Source organism: Pseudomonas sp. BMS12 (assembly GCF_001592875.1).
In the GTDB taxonomy this organism is placed as follows: domain Bacteria; phylum Pseudomonadota; class Gammaproteobacteria; order Pseudomonadales; family Pseudomonadaceae; genus Aquipseudomonas.
In genome coordinates, this window is record NZ_LSOF01000018.1 from 201,116 (window position 1) to 219,807 (window position 18,692).

Below are 18,692 nucleotides of genomic sequence, written 5' to 3' on the forward strand. Positions count from 1 at the left end.
CGTCCCCTTCGTCTAGTGGCCTAGGACACCGCCCTTTCACGGCGGTAACAGGGGTTCGAGTCCCCTAGGGGACGCCATTTTCTTTCCGCGTTTTGCGGACTTAAAAGGGTCATTCTTAGGAATGACCCTTTTGTTTTTCTGGCTTCCCAATCTTCCCGAATGGGTATCGACGAGTGGCGCTACAGGCACTGGTCGTTTTCTATTGCGCCATTAATATTATGATTGTAATTTAATCGTGCGTGGCGATCGGGAGGGCTGTGGTCCGTGGGCTCATTCATTCCGGTTGGCGGCGTTCTGAGGTGTGCGGGTAATGGTGGGCGACTGTGAGAGGAGCATCATGATGAACGGCATGGGCTGGATTCGAGGACTCAATACCACTCTGGGGCTGCTGGCGCCGCAGTTCGCAGCGGGCAGGATGCATCGGGCGTTTCTCACGCCGCGTGAGCTGCCGCCGCGCGACTGGGAGTTGCCGCTACTGGCCGACGCCGAGCGGATCACTCTGCGCTTCGGGCTTTCCGCGTTGCGCTGGGGGCAGGGGCCGGCAGTGCTGCTATTGCATGGCTGGGAAGGGCGGCCGACGCAGTTCGCTCAGCTGATTCGGGCGCTGGTGCGCGCGGGTTATGGCGTGGTCGCGCTGGATGCCCCGGCTCATGGTCGCTCGCCAGGGCAGGAGGCCAATGTGGTGCTGTTCGCCCGGGCGTTGCTGGAGGCGGCGGGGGAGCTGCCGCCCCTGAAGGCGGTGATCGGTCATTCCATGGGCGGTGCCGGCGCTTTGCTGGCAACCCAGCTGGGGCTGCGCAGCGAAGCGCTGGTGACGATTTCGGCTCCGGCGCGAATCATCGGGGCGCTGCGTCGCTTTGCGCATTTCGTCGGTTTGCCCAGGCAGGCGCGGGCGCGCTTCGTGCACTTGGTCGAACGCAGTGCCGGAATGCCGGCGGCAATGCTCGATGTGGAGCGTTATCAGCTGGATATACCTGGCTTGGTGGTGCATGCGCAGGACGACCCGATGGTGCCGCACACCGAGGCGCAGTCGATTCATGCCGCCTGGGCTGACAGTCGCCTGCTCAGCCTGGCGCAGGGCGGCCACAGTCGATTGCTGACGGATCAGCAACTGATCGACGCCGTACTCGAGTTGCTGGAGCGCATCGAGAGGCCTGCCACGGCGCAGCTTCCGCTATCGGTCGCCAGCTGAGTCGCGCTACGGCAAAGGGGCAGCGATGGCGCGCCCCTTTGCCGTTACACTTGCCCCATGCTTGCAGTGTGCTTCGGCTCGGCTCGGTGCCGTCACAGCAGGCACTGTCCGACGCGACCGGGCATAACTGCGATGAGGGGGGAAGGACATGAGCCTGACGATGGATGTGGTGTTGCAGCGCGCGCGCCCGGTGCTGCCGGTGCTGGTGATCGAGGATTGTGGGCTGGCTGTGGATCTGGCGCGGGCGCTGTATGCGGGTGGTGTCAGTGTGCTGGAAGTGACCCTGCGCACGCCGCGCGCACTGGATGCCCTGGCGGCGATTCGCAAGGAGCTGCCCGAGTTGCTGGTCGGGGCCGGCACGGTGATTCATGCCGAGCAGTTCCAGGAGGCGCGTGATGCCGGGGCCCAGTTCACCGTCAGCCCCGGTTGCACCGAGCGCCTGGCTGCCGCGGCCGATGATTCCGGACTGCCTTACCTGCCGGCGGTGATGACGCCTTCCGAAGTCCTGCTGGCGCTGGAGTACGGTTACCGCTCGCTGAAGCTGTTCCCGGCCAATGGCGCGGCCAGCGTGAAGATGCTGAAGAGCTTCAAGGGGCCGTTCACCGGCATTCGCTTCTGCCCCACCGGCGGCATTACCGCGGACAACCTGCTGAGTTTCCTGCGTCTGCCCAACGTGGCCTGTGTCGGCGGTACCTGGATCGCCCCGGACAACCTGATCCGCGCGCGCGCCTGGGACCAGATCACCCTGCTGGCCAGCGAGGCCTGCGCTCTGGCTGCCAGCGTGGAGGTCAAACAGTGAGCTGGGACCTGCCTGATCCATTCGTTATCGACCTGTGCGTGGCCGCCGAGGATATCGACGGTCTCGGTCACGCCAACAACGCCGTCTACGTCAGCTGGCTGGAGCGCTGCGCCTGGCGTCACTCGCAGCACCTGGGGCTGGATCTGAGCGAGTATCGCCGCCTCGATCGCGCCATGGCGGTGCTGCGCCACGAGATCGACTATCTGGCCAGTGCCTATGAGGGCGAGGAGCTGCAGATGGCCACCTGGATCGTCGAGAGCGATCACAAGCTGAAGATGAATCGGCGCTTCCAGTTGTGGCGCCCGGCCGATGCCAGCACCCTGCTGCGCGCGCAGACCACCTTTGTCTGCATCGAGCTGTCCAGTGGTCGGCCCAAGCGTATGCCAACCGAGTTCGTCGAGGGTTATGGCAAGGCGCTGCTGGAGCCCTATCCGCTGCAGCTCTGAGCTGTCAGTTGAGCATCGGCGCGATGAACGCCTGGCCCGGCTTGACGATCACTGCGAACTGGCGCGTCTCGCCAGGAGCCAGCAGCACCGATTGCGAGGGCCCCGGCCCCTGGCCGCCGCAGTAACCCTTGGGGGAGATGGCGACGGCGATGCTGAAGGGGCCATTGGGCAGATCCAGGCTGGCACTCTTGCCCGGCCCCAGCGTGGCCATGACTTGCTGGTTGACGTACAGCTCCACATCGCAGGCGTTCGGTGCATTGTTGTCACGGGTGAAGATCAGCCGGGACGGGCTGTCCAGCGCCGGGTTCTTCGGCACATGGTGCACGCCGCGTGGCAGCGGTCCAGCCAGGGCGGTGCTACCGATGAGGCAGAGTGCGAGCAGCAGTGGGCGCGGCATGGTGACCTCCTTTGCGGCGCGTCGCTGGAGTTGCCGCGACGGCCGGTATGATTCCCTGATGGCGGCGCCGTAAACTACGCGCCCCGTGTTTTCGAGACTTCTGTCGTGCAAATCGCCCTGGCCCCCATGGAGGGGTTGGTCGACGAAATCCTGCGCGATGTGCTGACCCGTGTCGGCGGCATCGACTGGTGCGTCACCGAGTTTATCCGTATCTGCGACCGCCTGCTGCCGGCCTCCGCTTTCCACAAGCTGGCACCGGAGCTGGCCGAGTCGGCGCTCACCCGCGCCGGCACACCGATGCGCCTGCAATTGCTCGGCTCCGACCCTTTCTGCCTGGCCGACAACGCCGCTTTTGCCTGCACCCTGGGCGCGCCGGTGATCGATCTCAACTTCGGCTGTCCGGCCAAAACGGTGAACAAGTCCCGTGGCGGCGCGGTGCTGCTCAAGGAGCCGGAGCTGCTGCATGCCATCGTGCGTGAGGTGCGTCGTACGGTGCCGGCGCATATTCCGGTGACGGCGAAGATGCGCCTGGGCTTCGACAGCGCGGAGGGCGCACTGGATTGCGCCCGCGCCCTGGCCGAAGGTGGGGCGGCGCAACTGGTGGTGCATGCGCGGACCAAGGTCGACGGCTACAAGCCGCCGGCTCACTGGGAGTGGGTGGCGCGGGTGCAGGAGGCCGTCGCGGTGCCGGTGTATGCCAATGGCGAGATCTGGAGCGTCGAGGATTGGCGGCGTTGCCGTGAAGTCAGCGGCGCCGAGGACATCATGCTGGGTCGTGGCCTGGTGTCGCGTCCGGACCTGGCCAGACAGATCGCCTCCGCCCGTGCGGGGCGCGAGGTGCAGGCGATGACCTGGGACGAGCTGCTGCCGCTGCTGCGCGACTTCTGGCGGCAGGCCCGTGGCAAGCTGGCGCCGCGCTATGCGCCTGGGCGCCTCAAGCAGTGGCTGGCGATGCTCACCCGTAGCTATCCGGAGGCGGTGGCGCTGTTCGCCGAGATTCGCCGGGAGAACGATTGCCAGCGTATCGACCAGCTGCTGGCTGCTCCGCTGGCCGTGAGCGCCTGATTCAGCGCCCGCCACTGATATCGATGAAGCTGCCGGTGCAGTAGGACGCCTGCTCGCTGGCCAGCCAGAGTATGGCCTCGGCCACTTCCTCCGGCGTGCCGCCGCGTTGCAATGGCACGCTGCCGCGCAGGCGCTCGATGCGCCCGGGCTCGCCGCCGGCGGCATGGATGTCGGTGTCGATCAGTCCCGGGCGCACAGCGTTGACGCGAATGCCTTCGCTGGCCACTTCGCGCGCCAGGCCGGTGGTCAGGCTGTCCACCGCGCCCTTGGCGGCGGCGTAGTCGATGTATTCGTTGGGCGCACCGAGGCGGGCGGCCATGGACGAGACGTTGACGATGGCGCCCCCAGTGCCGCCATGGCGGCTGGACAGGCGGCGCACGGCCTCGCGGCAGCAGAGGAAGCTGCCGATTACGTTGGTCGCCAGTACCCGCTGCCAGCGCGCGGCATCCATCTGTTCCAGGCGCATCTGCGGCTCGAGCATGCCGGCATTGTTCACCAGTACATCGAGGCGGCCGTAGTGGCGGTCCAGTTCGGCGAACAGGCGCATGACCTCGGCCTCGTCGGTGATATCGGCCTGCACGGCATGGGCCGTGGCGCCGCTGGCACCTAGCTCGGCCACCAGTGCGGCGGCCTGCGCCGCCTGGCTGCGGTAGTTGAGCAGCAGGCGATAGCCGTGCTGCGCAGCCAGGCGCGCGGTGGCTGCGCCTATGCCGCGGCTGGCGCCGGTGATCAGCATGACTTTGTCCATGAATTCTTGCCTCTTGAAATCTGCGCTGGGGTTCCCATCTAGGGTAATGCGGGATGCCGAAGTCGGGTTCCGCAGTTGAACACTTGCTGATTATTCAGGAGATATCCCATGAGCAATGTATTGTCCCTGGCCCCACTGTTCCGCCAGTCCATCGGTTTCGACCGTTTCAACGATCTGTTCGAGTCGGCGCTGCGTAACAGCGAGAGCGGCAGTTCCTATCCCCCCTACAACGTCGAGAAGCATGGCGAGGACCGTTACCGCATCGTGGTCGCGGCGGCCGGCTTCCGTGAAGAAGACCTCGAACTGCAGGTCGAGCGTGGCGTATTGACGGTGAGTGGCGGCAAGCGCGAGCGCGCGGCCGAGAGCGTCAGCTACCTGCACCAGGGCATCGCCCAGCGCGGCTTCAAGCTGTCGTTCCGCCTGGCCGATCACATCGAGGTCAAGGGCGCGGCGCTGGATGCTGGCCTGCTCAATATCGACCTGGTGCGTGTCGTGCCGGAAGAAGCCAAACCCAAGCGCATTCCCATCGGAGCGCAGCAGCAGGCGCTGGAAAGCTGATCGTCGGCTGGCAGAGCAAGAAGGGCACCCGCGGGTGCCCTTCTTCGTTTCAGGATCTGCCCGCGAGATGGTGAGGAGGTTCTCAGGGCTGGCGGTTGGCTAGCAGCAGGTCATGAAATTCCAGCAGTGGTAGCGGTTTGCTGAACAGGTAGCCCTGGTACTGGTGGCAGCCTTGCTGCTGGAGGAACTCCAGCTGCTCCGGCTGCTCCACGCCTTCGGCAATCATCTGCAGGTTGAGGCTGCGCGCCATGGCGACGATGGCGCGGATGATCTCGGCGTCGTTGGGGTCGCTGGTGGCGTCGCGGACGAAGGACTGGTCGATCTTCAATACGTCCACCGGCAGGCGCTTGAGGTAGGTCAGCGAGCTGTAACCGGTGCCGAAATCGTCCATGGCGAAGCTGAGGCCGAGTTTCTTCAGGCGGTGCATCTTAGCGATGGTGTCGTCGATGTTCTGAATGACGATGCCTTCGGTGATTTCCAGCTTGAGCATGCTGGCCGGCAGTTCGCTCTGGGCCAGGCAGCGCTCCACACGCTCGACGAAGTCACCCTGGCGGAACTGGCGTGGGCTGATGTTGACGCACAGCTGGAAGTGGTTGCGCCGGACCAGTCCGTCGCGCAGCAGGCGGGCGCCGGCGTGGCAGGCCTCGTTGAGCACCCAGGCGCCGACGTCGAGGATCAGGCCGCTCTCTTCCAGCACTTGAATGAAGTGTGCGGGCGACTGAGGGCCCAGGGTCGGATGGTTCCAGCGCAGCAGGGCTTCACTGCCGATCACGCTGTCGTCGCGGGCATCAACCTGGGGCTGGAAGTACAGCTCGAACTCGCCACGAGCCAGGGCCAGGCGCAGGTCGCTCTCCAGGCGCAGGCGCTCGCTGGCGGCGTCCTGCATGGCCTTGCGGAACATCTGGATGGTGTTGCGCCCGGAGTCCTTGGCTCGGTACAGGGCGATGTCGGCGCGTTTGAGCAGGTCGGTGGGGTTGTCGCCGTGGTCCGGCACCAGGGCGATGCCGATACTCGGCGTGACCTGCAGGCGGTGGCCGTCCAGCAGCATCGGCTCGGCCAGCAGGCGGCGCAGCTTTTCCGCCACCTGGCGCACCTGGCGAGTGACTTCCGCGCGCTTGCCTTCGAGGCCGGAAATCAGCACCACGAACTCGTCGCCACCCAGTCGCGCCACGGTGTCTTCCTGGCGCACGCTGGCTTCCAGGCGCGCGGTGACCATCTTCAGCACAGCGTCGCCGACCGGGTGACCGAGCGAGTCGTTGATGTGTTTGAAGTGGTCGAGATCGAGGAACAGCAGGGCACCATGCAGGTTATGGCGTTTCAGCAGGGCGATCTGCTGGGTCAGGCGATCCATCAGCAGGGCGCGGTTGGGCAGATTGGTCAACGAGTCGTGGTAGGCCAGGTGTCGGACCTGGGCCTGGGCGGCCTTAAGTTCGCTGATATCGCGGGCGGTGAGCAGCAGGCAGGGCGTTTCGTTCAGTTCGATGGGCTCTACCGACACTTCCACCAGCTTGATGCTGCCGTCGCGGTGCTGGCCGTGCATTTCCATGTGGTAGACGCGACCCTCGCGGATGATGGTCTCGATCATCCGCTCGCGCTCCTCCGGGTGGGCCCAGACCTTCAACTCGCTGGAGCTGCGCCCGATGACTTCTTCGGGGCGATAACCAGTGAGGCGGCTGAAGCCTTCGTTGACCTCGATATAGCGGCCGCTGTCGCGCTCGGTGATGGTGATGGCGTCGGGGCTGGAGTGGAACGCCTTGGCGAATTTCTCCTGGCTGGCCTTCAGTGCGGCTTCGCTGTGCTGGCGCTCGCTGATATCGCGGAAGGTGGTGGTCAGGCAGCGCTGGCCCTGCACCTGGATGTAGCGATTGGAGATGATACAGGTCAGCTCGCGGCCATCCTTGCGGCGGAACTGGGCGATCTCGTTGTTCAGTTGCTTATCACGCACCAGCTTCTTGGCCAGTGCCTGGCGTTGCTCGATGTCGACCCAGAAACCGACGTCCAGGGCGTTGCGTCCGGTGAGCTCGGCGGGCTCCCAGCCGAAGGTCTGGGTAAAGCTCGGGTTGATCTCGAGAAAGGCGCCGTCGGGGACGCGTGATACGCAGATCGGCTCGGGGCTGGCCTGGAACAAGGTGACGAACTTTTCCTCGGAGGAGGCCAGGCGCTGTTCGCGCTGCACGCGCTCGGTGATGTCCATGAGGATGCCGGCCATGCGCAGTGGGGCGTCCCGCTCGTCGCGATAGAGCTTGGCGGTGCTTTCCAGGTAGCGCTGTTCGCCAGCTTCGAGCTGGATGCGATAGGTCAGCAGGAACTCCTGGCGCTGGCCTTCGACCAGTTCCCGGTAAGCCTGGCGCATCTGCTGCTGATCTTCTTCGGGAACCTGCTGGAAAAAGTGGGCGAATTCACCGTGATAAGGCCCGACGGCCAGGCCGTGCAGGTTGGCGGCGCGCTCCGAGCCATACAGCATGCCGCTGGGAATATGCCAGTCCCAGGTGCCCAGATTGGCCGAGTCCAGGGCCAGGGTCAGGCGTTCCTGGCTGTCGCGCAGGGCCTGCTCCTGCTCGCGCTGCTGGGTAATGTCGCGGATCACACCGACTACGCGGGTGTGGCCATCCGGGTCGGTACGCGGGCGGCCGCTGATTTCCAGCCAGTGCAGGCTGCCGTCTGGCCAGCGGATGCGATGGCGCAGGGGTTCCGGGTTGGGGGTTCCGCTGAGCACCTGCTCGAATAGCTGGCGCACCGGCAGGCGATCTTCCTCGGGAATCAGTTCGATGTAGTCGATCCGGCGTTCCAGTGGCTGCTTCGGGTCCAGGCCGAAGAGTGCCTGGGCGCCGCGCGACCAGCTGACCTTGCCGCTTTCGGTGTCCCAGTACCAGGCGCCGAGGTGGGCGCCGTTGAGTGCGGCGAGTAGCAGTGGCGCATCCTGCCAGGTCTTCTCGAACTCGGCAGGGTCCAGTGCGGGGATGAAGGGGAAGGGCGGCTGTTTAGGCGGTGTGGACATTGCGTTCTCGTCCGGCGCTCGGCACGCCATGGTCGCCTGATGAAGAAAGGCGGTGTAGAGGCATGTGGCGGGTTTTCTTATCGTTATATGCGCACGTTAGTCGCTGTTCCGGCCTCAAGGCAAGTGACGCTGCTCGTCGAGCAGGGCCATGAAGGCTTTGGCCGCGTTGGACAGGGTGCGCTCCTTGTGCAGGATGTAGCCGAGCTGGCGGCGCAGCTGGATGCCCGGTAGCGGCAGGCGTTCTACCTGCTCGTCGAGCATGGTGCGTGGCAGTACGCTCCAGGCCAGGCCGATGGAGACCATCATCTTGATGGTTTCCAGGTAGTTGGTGCTCATGCCGATGTTTGGCGTCAGACCTTGGCCTTCGAACAGACGGCGCACGATGTGGTGGGTGAAGGTGTTGTCGCCAGGGAAGACGGCGGGGTGTTGCGCCACATCGGCCAGAGTTACTGCGCTGTTGCGGGCCAGCGGGTGCTCGGGGGCGGCGACGAAGTCCAACGGGTCGTCCCACACCGGCACGGCGTGTACCGGCTCGCGCGCTTCCGGCGCCAGGGTGATGACCGCCAGTTCGGCGCGACCGTGCAGCACCTCCTCGTAGGCCACCTCGGAATCGAGGAACTGGATATCCAGCGCCACCTGCGGATGACTGCGGGTGAAGGCGCGCAGCAACGGCGGCAGGCGGTGCAGACCGATATGGTGGCTGGTGGCCAGGGTCAGGCGGCCGGAAATTTCGCCGCTGAGGTTGGTCAGCGCGCGGCGCGTGTCGTCCAGCACGTTGAGGATCTGGTAGGCGCGCGGCAGCAGGGCGCGGCCGGCTTCGGTCAGGCTCACTTCGCGGCCGAGGCGGTCGAACAGGCGCACCTTCAGCTGTTGCTCCAGACCGGCGATGCGCTTGCTCACAGCTGGTTGGGTCAGGTGCAGGCGCTCGGCGGCTTCCGAGAAACTGCCGACTTCGGCAATGGCGATGAAGGCGTTGAGATTGGCGAGATCCATGTACATAGCTCCAGGTGGCAAGCCATAAGCGGCAGAGGGTGCGAGCCTTGCCGGCAGTTTGCGCTTGGCAGCTTACCCTCATTCCGCTGGGGAATCCTTTGAATAAAAAATATGAATTGGAGTTATTTGAGCGAAGTCCTTAGCATCTCCAAATCGGTAGAAGGGCCATAGACCCTTCGCCTCCCGAACCGCTGATGAGGACTGTTTGATGGCCGGCAAGACGCTCTACGACAAGCTCTGGGAAATGCACGAGGTGAAGCGCCGCGACGATGGTTCGTCGCTGATCTACATCGACCGGCATATCCTCCACGAAGTGACCTCGCCGCAGGCCTTCGAAGGGCTGCGCCTGGCTGGACGCAAACCGTGGCGCATCGACGCCAACATCGCCACCCCGGACCACAACGTGCCGACCACCCATGCCGAGCGCCAGGGCGGCCTGGAGTCGATCGTCGACGAGGTATCGCGCATTCAGGTGCAGACCCTGGATGAGAACTGCGACGACTTCGGCATCCTCGAATTCAAGATGAACGACCAGCGCCAAGGCATCGTCCATGTGGTCGGCCCGGAGCAGGGCGCCACCCTGCCGGGCATGACCGTGGTCTGTGGCGACTCGCACACTTCCACCCATGGCGCCTTCGGTGCGCTGGCCCACGGCATCGGCACCTCCGAGGTCGAACATGTGCTCGCCACCCAGTGCCTGGTGGCCAAGAAGATGAAGAACATGCAGGTGCGCGTCGAGGGCAAGCTGCCGTTCGGGGTCACTGCCAAGGACATCGTCCTGGCCGTGATCGGCAAGATCGGCACCGCCGGCGGCAATGGCCACGCCCTGGAGTTCGCCGGCAGCGCCATTCGCGACCTGTCGCTGGAAGGGCGCATGACCATCTGCAACATGTCGATCGAGGCCGGCGCCCGTGTCGGCATGGTAGCGGTGGACGAGAAGACCATCGACTACGTGCGCAACCGCCCCTTCGCGCCCAAGGGCGCCGACTGGGACGCTGCCGTCGCTCAGTGGCAGGACCTCGTTTCCGATGCCGATGCGCACTTCGACACCATCGTCGAGCTGCGTGCCGAGGACATCAAACCGCAGGTCAGCTGGGGCACTTCGCCGGAAATGGTCCTGGCCGTCGACCAGAACGTGCCGGACCCGGCTGTCGAGGCTGACCCGGTCAAGCGCGACTCCATCGTTCGTGCGCTCAAGTACATGGGCCTGACTGCCAACCAGGCGATCACCGATATCCAACTGGATCGCGTGTTCATCGGCTCCTGCACCAACTCGCGGATCGAGGACCTGCGCGCCGCCGCCGAAGTGGCCAAGGGCCGCAAGGTTGCCGGTACGGTCAAGCAGGCGCTGGTGGTGCCGGGCTCCGGCCTGGTCAAGGCGCAGGCCGAGCAGGAAGGCCTGGACAAGATCTTCATCGAGGCTGGTTTCGAGTGGCGTGAACCGGGTTGCTCCATGTGCCTGGCCATGAACCCGGACAAGCTGGGCAGTGGCGAGCATTGCGCCTCGACTTCCAACCGCAACTTCGAAGGTCGCCAGGGCGCTGGTGGGCGTACCCACCTGGTCAGCCCGGCCATGGCCGCCGCCGCCGCGGTGACCGGTCGCTTTATCGATGTGCGCGAACTGATGCAGGCCTGAGGACCATATAGATGAAAGCCTTTACCCAACACACCGGTCTGGTCTGCCCGCTCGATCGTGCCAACGTCGATACCGATCAGATCATTCCCAAGCAGTTCCTTAAGTCGATCAAGCGCAGTGGCTTCGGCCCCAACCTGTTCGACGAGTGGCGCTACCTGGATGTCGGTCAGCCCAACCAGGACAACTCCAAGCGCCCGGTGAACCAGGACTTCGTGCTGAACTTCCCGCGCTACCAGGGCGCCAGCGTGCTGCTGGCCCGCGAGAACTTCGGTTGCGGATCGAGCCGCGAGCACGCGCCCTGGGCGCTGGAAGAATACGGTTTCCGCACCATCATCGCGCCGAGCTTTGCCGACATCTTCTTCAACAACAGCTTCAAGAACGGCCTGCTGCCGATCATCTTGAAAGATACAGAGGTTGATGAGCTGTTCCAGCAGGCCGAGGCCTGCGAGGGCTACCAGCTGACGGTCGATTTGGCGGCGCAGACCGTGACCCGCCCAGACGGCAAGCAGTACTCCTTCGAGGTCGACGCCTTCCGCAAGCACTGCCTGCTCAACGGCCTGGATGACATCGGTCTGACCCTGCAGGACCAGGAGGCGATCAAGGCCTTCGAAGGCAAACACCAGCAGAGCAGCCCCTGGCTGTTCGGCGCGATCAAGTGATTTAAGGATTCTTCATGAGCAAGCAGATTCTGGTTCTTCCTGGCGACGGCATCGGTCCGGAAATCATGGCCGAGGCGGTCAAGGTGCTGAACCTGGCCAACGACAAGTACAACCTGGGCTTCGCGCTGAGCTTCGATGAGCTGGGCGGTGCCGCCGTGGACAAATACGGCGTGCCGCTGGCCGACGAAACCCTCGACCGCGCGCGTGGCGCTGACGCCATCCTGCTCGGCGCCGTCGGTGGGCCGAAGTGGGACAAAATCGATCCGGCCATCCGCCCGGAGCGTGGCCTGCTGAAGATCCGCTCGCAGCTGGGGCTGTTCGCCAATCTGCGCCCGGCCATCCTCTATCCACAGCTGGCCGAGGCTTCCAGTCTCAAGCCGGAAGTGGTGGCGGGTCTGGATATCCTCATCGTTCGCGAACTGACCGGCGGCATCTACTTCGGTCAGCCCCGCGAGAGCAAGGTGCTGGAGAACGGCGAGCGCATGGCCTACGACACCCTGCCGTACAGCGAGAGCGAAGTTCGCCGCATCGCCCGCGTCGGCTTCGATATGGCCCGCGTGCGCGGCAAGAAGCTGTGCTCGGTGGACAAGGCCAACGTGCTGGCGTCCAGTCAGCTGTGGCGCGCAGTGATCGAGGAAGTGGCCAAGGACTACCCGGATGTCGAGCTGTCGCACATGTACGTCGACAACGCCGCCATGCAACTGGTGCGAGCGCCCAAGCAGTTCGATGTGATGGTCACCGACAACATGTTCGGCGACATTCTGTCGGATGAGGCTTCCATGCTCACCGGATCCATCGGCATGCTGCCCTCCGCCTCGCTGGATGCCAACAACAAGGGCATGTACGAGCCGTGCCACGGCTCGGCGCCGGATATCGCCGGGCAGGGTATCGCCAATCCGCTGGCGACCATCCTTTCGGTGTCGATGATGCTGCGTTACAGCTTCAATCAGGCCGCTGCGGCCGATGCCATCGAGCTGGCGGTGAGCAAGGTGCTGGATCAGGGCCTGCGTACGGGCGATATCTGGTCCGAGGGCAAGACCAAAGTCGGTACCGCCGCCATGGGCGATGCGGTAGTCGAGGCGCTGCGTAGTCTGTAATCTTTCCAGCCCCGCCGGAATCGTGCCGGCAGGCTGTTTATATAGGTGTAGTCGTTATGAAACGTGTAGGTCTGATCGGTTGGCGCGGTATGGTCGGTTCCGTGCTCATGCAGCGCATGCTGGAAGAGCGTGACTTCGACCTGATCGAGCCGGTGTTCTTCACCACTTCCAATGTCGGCGGCCAGGGCCCGGCCATTGGCAAGGACACCGCTGCGCTGAAGGACGCCTACAGCATCGATGAGCTGAAAGGCCTGGATGTGATCCTGACCTGTCAGGGTGGCGACTACACCAACGAAGTCTTCCCCAAACTGCGTGAAGCCGGCTGGCAGGGCTACTGGATCGATGCGGCTTCCAGCCTGCGTATGGCCGATGACTCGGTCATCGTGCTCGACCCGGTCAACCGCAAGGTGATCGATCAGTCGCTGGATGCCGGCACCAAGAACTACATCGGCGGCAACTGCACCGTCAGCCTGATGCTGATGGCTCTGGGCGGCTTGTACGAAGCAGGCCTGGTCGAGTGGATGAGCGCCATGACCTACCAGGCTGCGTCCGGTGCCGGTGCGCAGAACATGCGCGAGCTGATCAAGCAGATGGGCGCGATCAATGCATCTGTCGCTGACGAACTGGCCGACCCGGCCAGTGCCATCCTCGACATCGACCGCAAGGTCGCCGAGGCCATGCGTGGCGAGTCCTTCCCGGTCGACAATTTCGGCGTGCCGCTGGCTGGCAGCCTGATTCCCTATATCGACAAGGAGCTGCCCAACGGTCAGAGCCGTGAAGAGTGGAAGGGCCAGGCCGAGACCAACAAGATCCTCGGTCGCTTCAAGAGCCCGATTCCGGTCGATGGCCTGTGCGTGCGCATCGGCGCCATGCGCTGCCACAGCCAGGCGCTGACCATCAAGCTGAACAAGGACGTGCCGCTGAGCGATATCGAGGGCCTGATCAGTCAGCACAACCCTTGGGTCAAACTGGTGCCGAATCAGCGTGAGGCGAGCATTCGCGAGCTCGGTCCGACCGCCGTTACCGGCACTCTGAGCGTGCCGGTCGGCCGTCTGCGCAAGCTCAACATGGGCTCGCAGTACCTGGGGGCCTTCACCGTCGGCGATCAGCTGTTGTGGGGGGCTGCCGAGCCCCTGCGCCGGATGCTGCGCATCCTGCTGGAGCGTTGATCGCGAGCAGCACTTGAAAAGGGCCGGCCAACACCGGCCCTTTTCGTTTCTGGGGCCCGGCGGTTAGAGTGCCGGCTAAATCAGTTTTTCTATTGCAAGGCGCTGTAATGTCCAAGAGCTTCGATATTGCCGTGGTCGGTGCTACCGGCACCGTTGGCGAGACCCTGGTGCAGCTGCTGGAGGAGCGCGAGTTCCCTGTGGGCAACCTGTACCTGTTGGCTGGCAATGCTTCTGCGGGGCAGGCGGTGGCTTTCCGTGGCAAGAACCTGCGGGTGCGTGAGCTCGCGGGTTTCGACTTCGCCCAGGTGCAGCTGGCATTCTTCGCTGCGGGTGAGGCTGCCAGTCGCGAACATGCGCCGCGCGCCCAGGCTGCAGGTTGTTCTTTGATCGATCTCAGTGGCGTTCTGGCGGGCGCGTTGCCAGTCGTGCCCGAGGCCAATGCTGCGAATCTGGCAGGTCTGTCTGCGCCCTACTTGCTGAGCAGTCCCGCTCCGGTCGCCACTGCACTGGCAGCGGTGCTGGCGCCACTGCGGTCAAAGCTGGCGATGCACAAGGTCACCGTGCTGGCGGCGCTGGCGGTTTCCCAGCTCGGACGTGACGGAGTTGCCGAACTGGCGCGGCAGACCACTGAGTTGCTCAACATGCGACCACTGGAGCCGCAGCTGCTCGATCGCCAGATTGCCTTCAATCTGCTGGCCCAGACCGGTGCCATGGAGGAGGGTGGGCATGCCGTGTTGGAGCGCAGGGCTGCCCGGGAGCTGAAAGCAGTGCTGGGTGTCGACGGTTTGAAGGTCGCCATTACCTGCGCGCTGGCGCCGGTGTTCTTCGGTGATAGCTTGGCGGTCAGTGTCGATACTGCTGCGCCGCTCAATATTGACGAAGTGGCACGCCTGTTGGATCGGCAGGCTGGTATAGAGCTGGTCGAGGCAGGCGATTATCCGACTGCCGTGGGGGATGCGGTGGGGCAGGATGAGTTGTATGTTGGCCGTCTGCGCGCCGGGCTGGATGATCCGGCAGAGCTCAATTTGTGGATTGCGTCAGATAATGCGCGAAAAGGCTCGGCGCTCAATGCTGTGCAAATTGGTGAGTTGTTGATAAAACACTATCTGTAAAAGATACTTAGCCCCAAATTTGAAGAATCTTTCTAGCTTGGCAATACTGGTTTGGTAGTTCGCTGACGGGGAGCCGCCATTGGGTGGTGCAGGCAGTGCGCTTCAAAATCCTCTCGTCTAACGAGAAAAAAAGATAAAACAAGGGATTACGCTATGGTTCGGGTTCGCAAACTGGTACTGGCAATTGCGGCTGCATCCGCGCTGACTTCCGGTACGGCACACGCACTGGGGCTGGGGGAAATCGACCTGCAGTCCTCGCTGAGCCAGCCTCTGGTGGCAGAAATCGAGCTGCTCGAAGTGCGTGATCTGGCGTCCAACGAGGTAATTCCGACCTTGGCGTCACCCGAGGAGTTCAACAAGGCGGGCGTCGATCGCCAGTACTTCCTGACCGACCTCAAGTTCACCCCGGTGATCAAGGCCAACGGCAAGAGCGTGATTCGTATCACCTCAAACAAGCCGGTGCGCGAGCCCTATCTGAATTTCCTCGTCGAAGTGTTGTGGCCCAATGGTCGGCTGCTGCGCGAGTACACCCTGCTGCTGGATCCTCCTCTGTACAGCCCGCAGCCCGTGGTCGCCCCGCGTATGCCGGTAGCCGCGGCTCCGGTACCACGCCCAGTGGCTGCGGCACCGACTCCGCGTCCAGTGGCTCCAGCAGTCAGCGCGCCAAGTCGCCCGGCCGCTCCGAGCGCCCCTGTTGCCAGCAAGATCGAAGGCGATCAATACAAGACCACTTCCAGCGACACGCTCTGGGAAATCGCCCAGCGCAGCCGTCAGAGCGGTAGCGTGCATCAAGCCATGCTGGCCATTCAGGACCTCAATCCGAACGCCTTTATCGATGGCAACATCAATCGCCTGAAGAGTGGCCAAGTGTTGCGTCTGCCGACCGATGAGCAGATCAAGAGTCGCAGCCAGTCCGAGGCCATTGCCCAGGTTGCCGAACAGAACAATGCCTGGCGTGAAGGTCGCAGTGTTGCCGCTGCCGGCGCACGCCAGCTGGACGCCACCAAGCGCGCCACTGCTGGCGCCGCGCCGGCCAAGACCGATGCCAAGGACAGCCTGAAGCTGGTTTCTGCCGATACTGGCAAGGCCGCAGCTGGCAGCGACAAAGGCAAGGGTGACACCAAGGCGCTCAGTGACCAGCTGGCGGTGACCAAGGAAAGCCTGGACTCCAGCCGCCGCGAGAACGAAGAACTGAAAGGGCGTGTGGGGGATCTGCAGGGTCAGCTGGATAAACTGCAGCGCCTGATCGAACTTAAGGATAACCAGCTGGCCAAGCTGCAGGCCGACCTGGCCCAGCAGGGCAAGACTGCGGCAGCTGCTCCGGCTCCGGCCGTAGAGGCCGGGCCTGAAAGCAAGCCGACTGATAGCAAGGCTCCTGTGGTCGATAGCAAGCCCGCCGAAGAGAAGTCGGTTGACACTAAGCCTGCGACTACTGACTTCAATTACAGCGAGGAAGCCTCCCCAAAGACCGAGCCGGCTAAGCCGGCAGTTCAGGCTCCCGTAGCAAAACCGGCTCCTGCGCCGAAGCCGGCTCCTGTCACCGCGCCGGCTAAGCCAGCCAAGCCAGTAGCGCCTGCCCCGCAACCCGAACCTCAGAGTTTTGTCGATGAGTTGCTGGGCAACCCGATGCTGCTTGGGGCTGTCGGTGGTGGTGCGCTGCTGGTGCTGCTTATCGGCCTGATGGTGTTGTCACGGCGCAATGCGATGAAAGAGGCCGAGCTGCAAGACAGTCTGGGTGGCGATGACTCCAGTGCTTTTGCCAGCGATATGGATCTGCCTGACGACAGCTTCTCCGGTTTCGACGAGGCTTCCGATGAGACTCAGGTGCGTGAACAGCGTGATGAGCGCGTTGCGCCTCAGACGGCTGACGCCTTGGGCGAGGCCGACATCTATATTGCCTACGGTAAATTCACCCAGGCGGCCGAGCTGCTGCACAACGCCATCAATGACGAGCCCCAGCGTAGCGACCTGCGTCTGAAGCTGATGGAGGTATATGCCGAGCTGGGTGATCGTGACGGTTTCATTCGTCAGGAGCAGGAGCTGCGTGAGATCGGCGGTGCGGCTGGCGCAGTAGACCAGCTCAAGGCCAAGTACCCGGCTATGGCTGCCGCCGCTGCAGCGGGTGGTCTGGCTGCTGCCGATGACCTGGGTGACTTCAGTCTCGATGATCTGACGCTGGACGAGCCGGCTGCTGCGCCGCAACCCGCTGCGGATCTGGATGACTCCTTTGACCTGAGTCTGGATGATCTCGACGTCAATCTCGATGAGCCGGCCAAGCCTGCTGCCGAGAGCAACCTGGATGAGCTTGAGCTGGATGCCGGGCTGGACTTCGATGCGCCCAGTGCCAGTGAGGCTCCTGCCAGCGAGATGGATTTCGATCTCGATCTGAGCGGCGATAGCGCTGGCGATACCTTGTCTCTGGGGGACGATCTGGCCGATTTCAGCCTGGATCTGGATGCGGAGGACAAGTCCGCAGCGAGTGAAGAGGACTTCATGCTCAGCCTGGAAGACGAGCCGGCAGCGGCAAGTACCGAAGCCGATCTGGATATGCCGGCTGACTTCGATCTGTCGCTGGCCGATGACACTCCGGCTGCGCCTGCTGCGGACAGCTTCGCGGCTCAGCTGGATGAGGTTTCCGCCGAGCTGGACGAGTTGAGCGGCGGTTTGGCCGACGAGCTGCCGGCTGCACAGCCGGAGGCTTCTGCAACTGCAACGGGACTGGATGTGGACGACGATTTCGACTTCCTCTCGGGCACCGATGAAACTGCGACCAAGCTGGATCTGGCGCGTGCCTATATCGATATGGGCGACAGCGAAGGCGCCCGCGATATCCTCGATGAGGTCATCGCCGAAGGTAACGAAGGTCAGCAGCAGGAAGCGCGTGAGTTGATCGCCAAACTGGTTTGATAAATGTCTGATGCAATACCAACGACGGCAGCCCCAGAGGCTGCCGTCGGCTTTTCCAGGATCGCCCTGGGAATCGAATACAAGGGTTCTCGTTATCGTGGCTTCCAGCGCCAGCGCGCCGGGGTGCCTTCCATTCAGGAGAGTCTGGAAAAAGCGCTTTCCAAGGTCGCCGGTGGTGCGCCCGTGGTCTTGAGCTGTGCCGGGCGTACCGATGCGCTCGTGCATGCCAGTGGGCAGGTGGTGCATTTCGACACGCAGGTCGAGCGGACCATGCATTCCTGGGTGATGGGCGCCAATCTTAATCTGCCGGTGGACATCAGTGTGACCTGGGCCAAGGTCATGCCGCGGGAGTTCGATGCGCGCTTCAGTGCCATGGCGAGACGCTACCGCTATGTGATCTATAACGACCAGATTCGCCCTGCGCACATGGCCGAGGAGGTCACCTGGAATCATCGGCCACTGGATGTCGAGCGGATGCGCCAAGCTGCTCGATACCTGGTGGGAACCCATGACTTCAGCGCCTTTCGGGCGCGTCAGTGCCAGGCCAAGTCCCCGGTCAAGACGGTGCACCACCTGGAATTGATCGAGCACGGGCGCTTCATCGTGCTGGATATCCGCGCCAATGCTTTCTTGCACCATATGGTGCGCAACTTTGCCGGAGTGCTGATGACCATCGGTGCGGGCGAGCGACCTCCGGAGTGGGCGCGCGAGGTACTGGAGAGTCGTGTGCGGCGCACGGGTGGAGTGACCGCTCACCCCTATGGCCTGTATCTGGTGCAGGTCGAGTACCCAGCGCAGTTCGAATTGCCTCAACGCTACCTGGGGCCGCACTTTCTTTCCGGATTGCCGGATGTCATGGCGACCCTCTAGCGAACGGGTGTGGCCGAAAATTCGCCGACACCGCAATTCAGCCTTT

16 protein-coding genes and 1 tRNA gene are annotated in these 18,692 nt (G+C 63.6%); 13 read left to right on the forward strand and 4 right to left on the reverse strand.

The annotated features are described in order from the left end of the window. The first annotated feature begins 1 nt into the window (after nucleotide 1). The 4 genes from AYB31_RS17590 (at nucleotide 2) to AYB31_RS17605 (ending at nucleotide 2,437) form a co-directional block, all read left to right on the forward strand. Nucleotides 2-77, forward strand: a tRNA-Glu gene (locus AYB31_RS17590). A gap of 263 nt (nucleotides 78-340) precedes the next feature. Next, nucleotides 341-1,192, forward strand: coding sequence for an alpha/beta fold hydrolase (locus tag AYB31_RS17595; protein WP_068830099.1), 852 nt, complete (start codon nucleotides 341-343; stop codon nucleotides 1,190-1,192). A gap of 148 nt (nucleotides 1,193-1,340) precedes the next feature. Then, nucleotides 1,341-1,991, forward strand: coding sequence for a bifunctional 4-hydroxy-2-oxoglutarate aldolase/2-dehydro-3-deoxy-phosphogluconate aldolase (locus AYB31_RS17600; RefSeq protein ID WP_068830101.1), 651 nt, complete (start codon nucleotides 1,341-1,343; stop codon nucleotides 1,989-1,991). Then, the gene (locus tag AYB31_RS17605) at nucleotides 1,988-2,437 is read left to right on the forward strand and encodes an acyl-CoA thioesterase (RefSeq protein WP_068830102.1); all 450 of its coding nucleotides are present in this window, start codon (nucleotides 1,988-1,990) and stop codon (nucleotides 2,435-2,437) included. The genes AYB31_RS17600 and AYB31_RS17605 overlap by 4 nt, the downstream gene beginning before the upstream one ends. A 4-nt stretch (nucleotides 2,438-2,441) precedes the next feature. On the opposite strand, the gene AYB31_RS17610 is transcribed toward AYB31_RS17605, so the two are convergent. Beyond that, on the reverse strand, nucleotides 2,442-2,834 hold the full coding sequence (locus AYB31_RS17610) for a hypothetical protein (protein ID WP_068830104.1): 393 nt from the start codon (nucleotides 2,832-2,834) through the stop codon (nucleotides 2,442-2,444). Between the two features lie 105 nt (nucleotides 2,835-2,939). Here AYB31_RS17610 and AYB31_RS17615 point away from each other — a divergent pair, with 105 nt between their 5' ends. Next, on the forward strand, nucleotides 2,940-3,899 hold the full coding sequence (locus AYB31_RS17615) for a tRNA dihydrouridine synthase (protein ID WP_068830105.1): 960 nt from the start codon (nucleotides 2,940-2,942) through the stop codon (nucleotides 3,897-3,899). Nucleotide 3,900: 1 nt separating this feature from the next. Here the strand turns inward: AYB31_RS17615 and AYB31_RS17620 are convergent, their stop codons facing one another. Then, entirely contained in the window at nucleotides 3,901-4,647 is a 747-nt protein-coding gene (locus tag AYB31_RS17620; protein WP_068830107.1) for an SDR family oxidoreductase, read from the reverse strand. A 108-nt stretch (nucleotides 4,648-4,755) separates the two neighbouring features. On the opposite strand from AYB31_RS17620, the gene AYB31_RS17625 reads away from it, so the two are divergent. Beyond that, nucleotides 4,756-5,205, forward strand: coding sequence for an Hsp20 family protein (locus AYB31_RS17625; protein WP_068830108.1), 450 nt, complete (start codon nucleotides 4,756-4,758; stop codon nucleotides 5,203-5,205). Nucleotides 5,206-5,287: 82 nt separating this feature from the next. On the opposite strand, the gene AYB31_RS17630 is transcribed toward AYB31_RS17625, so the two are convergent. Both AYB31_RS17630 and AYB31_RS17635 read right to left on the reverse strand, forming a co-directional pair. Next, nucleotides 5,288-8,203, reverse strand: a complete 2,916-nt coding sequence (locus tag AYB31_RS17630) for an EAL domain-containing protein (protein WP_068830110.1) — start codon at nucleotides 8,201-8,203, stop codon at nucleotides 5,288-5,290. Between the two features lie 114 nt (nucleotides 8,204-8,317). Further along, nucleotides 8,318-9,196, reverse strand: a complete 879-nt coding sequence (locus tag AYB31_RS17635) for a LysR family transcriptional regulator (RefSeq protein WP_068830112.1) — start codon at nucleotides 9,194-9,196, stop codon at nucleotides 8,318-8,320. A 208-nt stretch (nucleotides 9,197-9,404) separates the two neighbouring features. Here AYB31_RS17635 and leuC point away from each other — a divergent pair, with 208 nt between their 5' ends. The 7 genes from leuC to truA all read left to right on the forward strand — a co-directional run bounded on the left by leuC (nucleotide 9,405) and on the right by truA (nucleotide 18,646). Continuing rightward, entirely contained in the window at nucleotides 9,405-10,832 is a 1,428-nt protein-coding gene (gene leuC, locus AYB31_RS17640) for a 3-isopropylmalate dehydratase large subunit (protein WP_068830114.1), read from the forward strand. A gap of 11 nt (nucleotides 10,833-10,843) precedes the next feature. Continuing rightward, nucleotides 10,844-11,491 carry a 3-isopropylmalate dehydratase small subunit gene (leuD, locus tag AYB31_RS17645; protein ID WP_068830116.1) on the forward strand — a complete coding sequence of 216 codons (648 nt, stop codon included), beginning with the start codon at nucleotides 10,844-10,846 and terminating at the stop codon, nucleotides 11,489-11,491. Between the two features lie 14 nt (nucleotides 11,492-11,505). Beyond that, nucleotides 11,506-12,588, forward strand: coding sequence for a 3-isopropylmalate dehydrogenase (leuB, locus tag AYB31_RS17650; protein ID WP_068830118.1), 1,083 nt, complete (start codon nucleotides 11,506-11,508; stop codon nucleotides 12,586-12,588). A 56-nt stretch (nucleotides 12,589-12,644) separates the two neighbouring features. Beyond that, a complete protein-coding gene (gene asd / locus AYB31_RS17655) occupies nucleotides 12,645-13,757 on the forward strand; it encodes an aspartate-semialdehyde dehydrogenase (RefSeq protein WP_068830120.1) in 1,113 nt (370 codons plus the stop codon). Nucleotides 13,758-13,864: 107 nt separating this feature from the next. After that, the gene (locus AYB31_RS17660) at nucleotides 13,865-14,869 is read left to right on the forward strand and encodes an aspartate-semialdehyde dehydrogenase (RefSeq protein WP_068830122.1); all 1,005 of its coding nucleotides are present in this window, start codon (nucleotides 13,865-13,867) and stop codon (nucleotides 14,867-14,869) included. A gap of 153 nt (nucleotides 14,870-15,022) precedes the next feature. Next, nucleotides 15,023-17,776 (forward strand): FimV/HubP family polar landmark protein, encoded by a 2,754-nt coding sequence (locus AYB31_RS17665; protein ID WP_068830124.1) that lies wholly within the window; start codon nucleotides 15,023-15,025, stop codon nucleotides 17,774-17,776. Between the two features lie 3 nt (nucleotides 17,777-17,779). After that, nucleotides 17,780-18,646, forward strand: coding sequence for a tRNA pseudouridine(38-40) synthase TruA (gene truA / locus AYB31_RS17670; protein WP_068830126.1), 867 nt, complete (start codon nucleotides 17,780-17,782; stop codon nucleotides 18,644-18,646). Nucleotides 18,647-18,692: the final 46 nt, after the last annotated feature.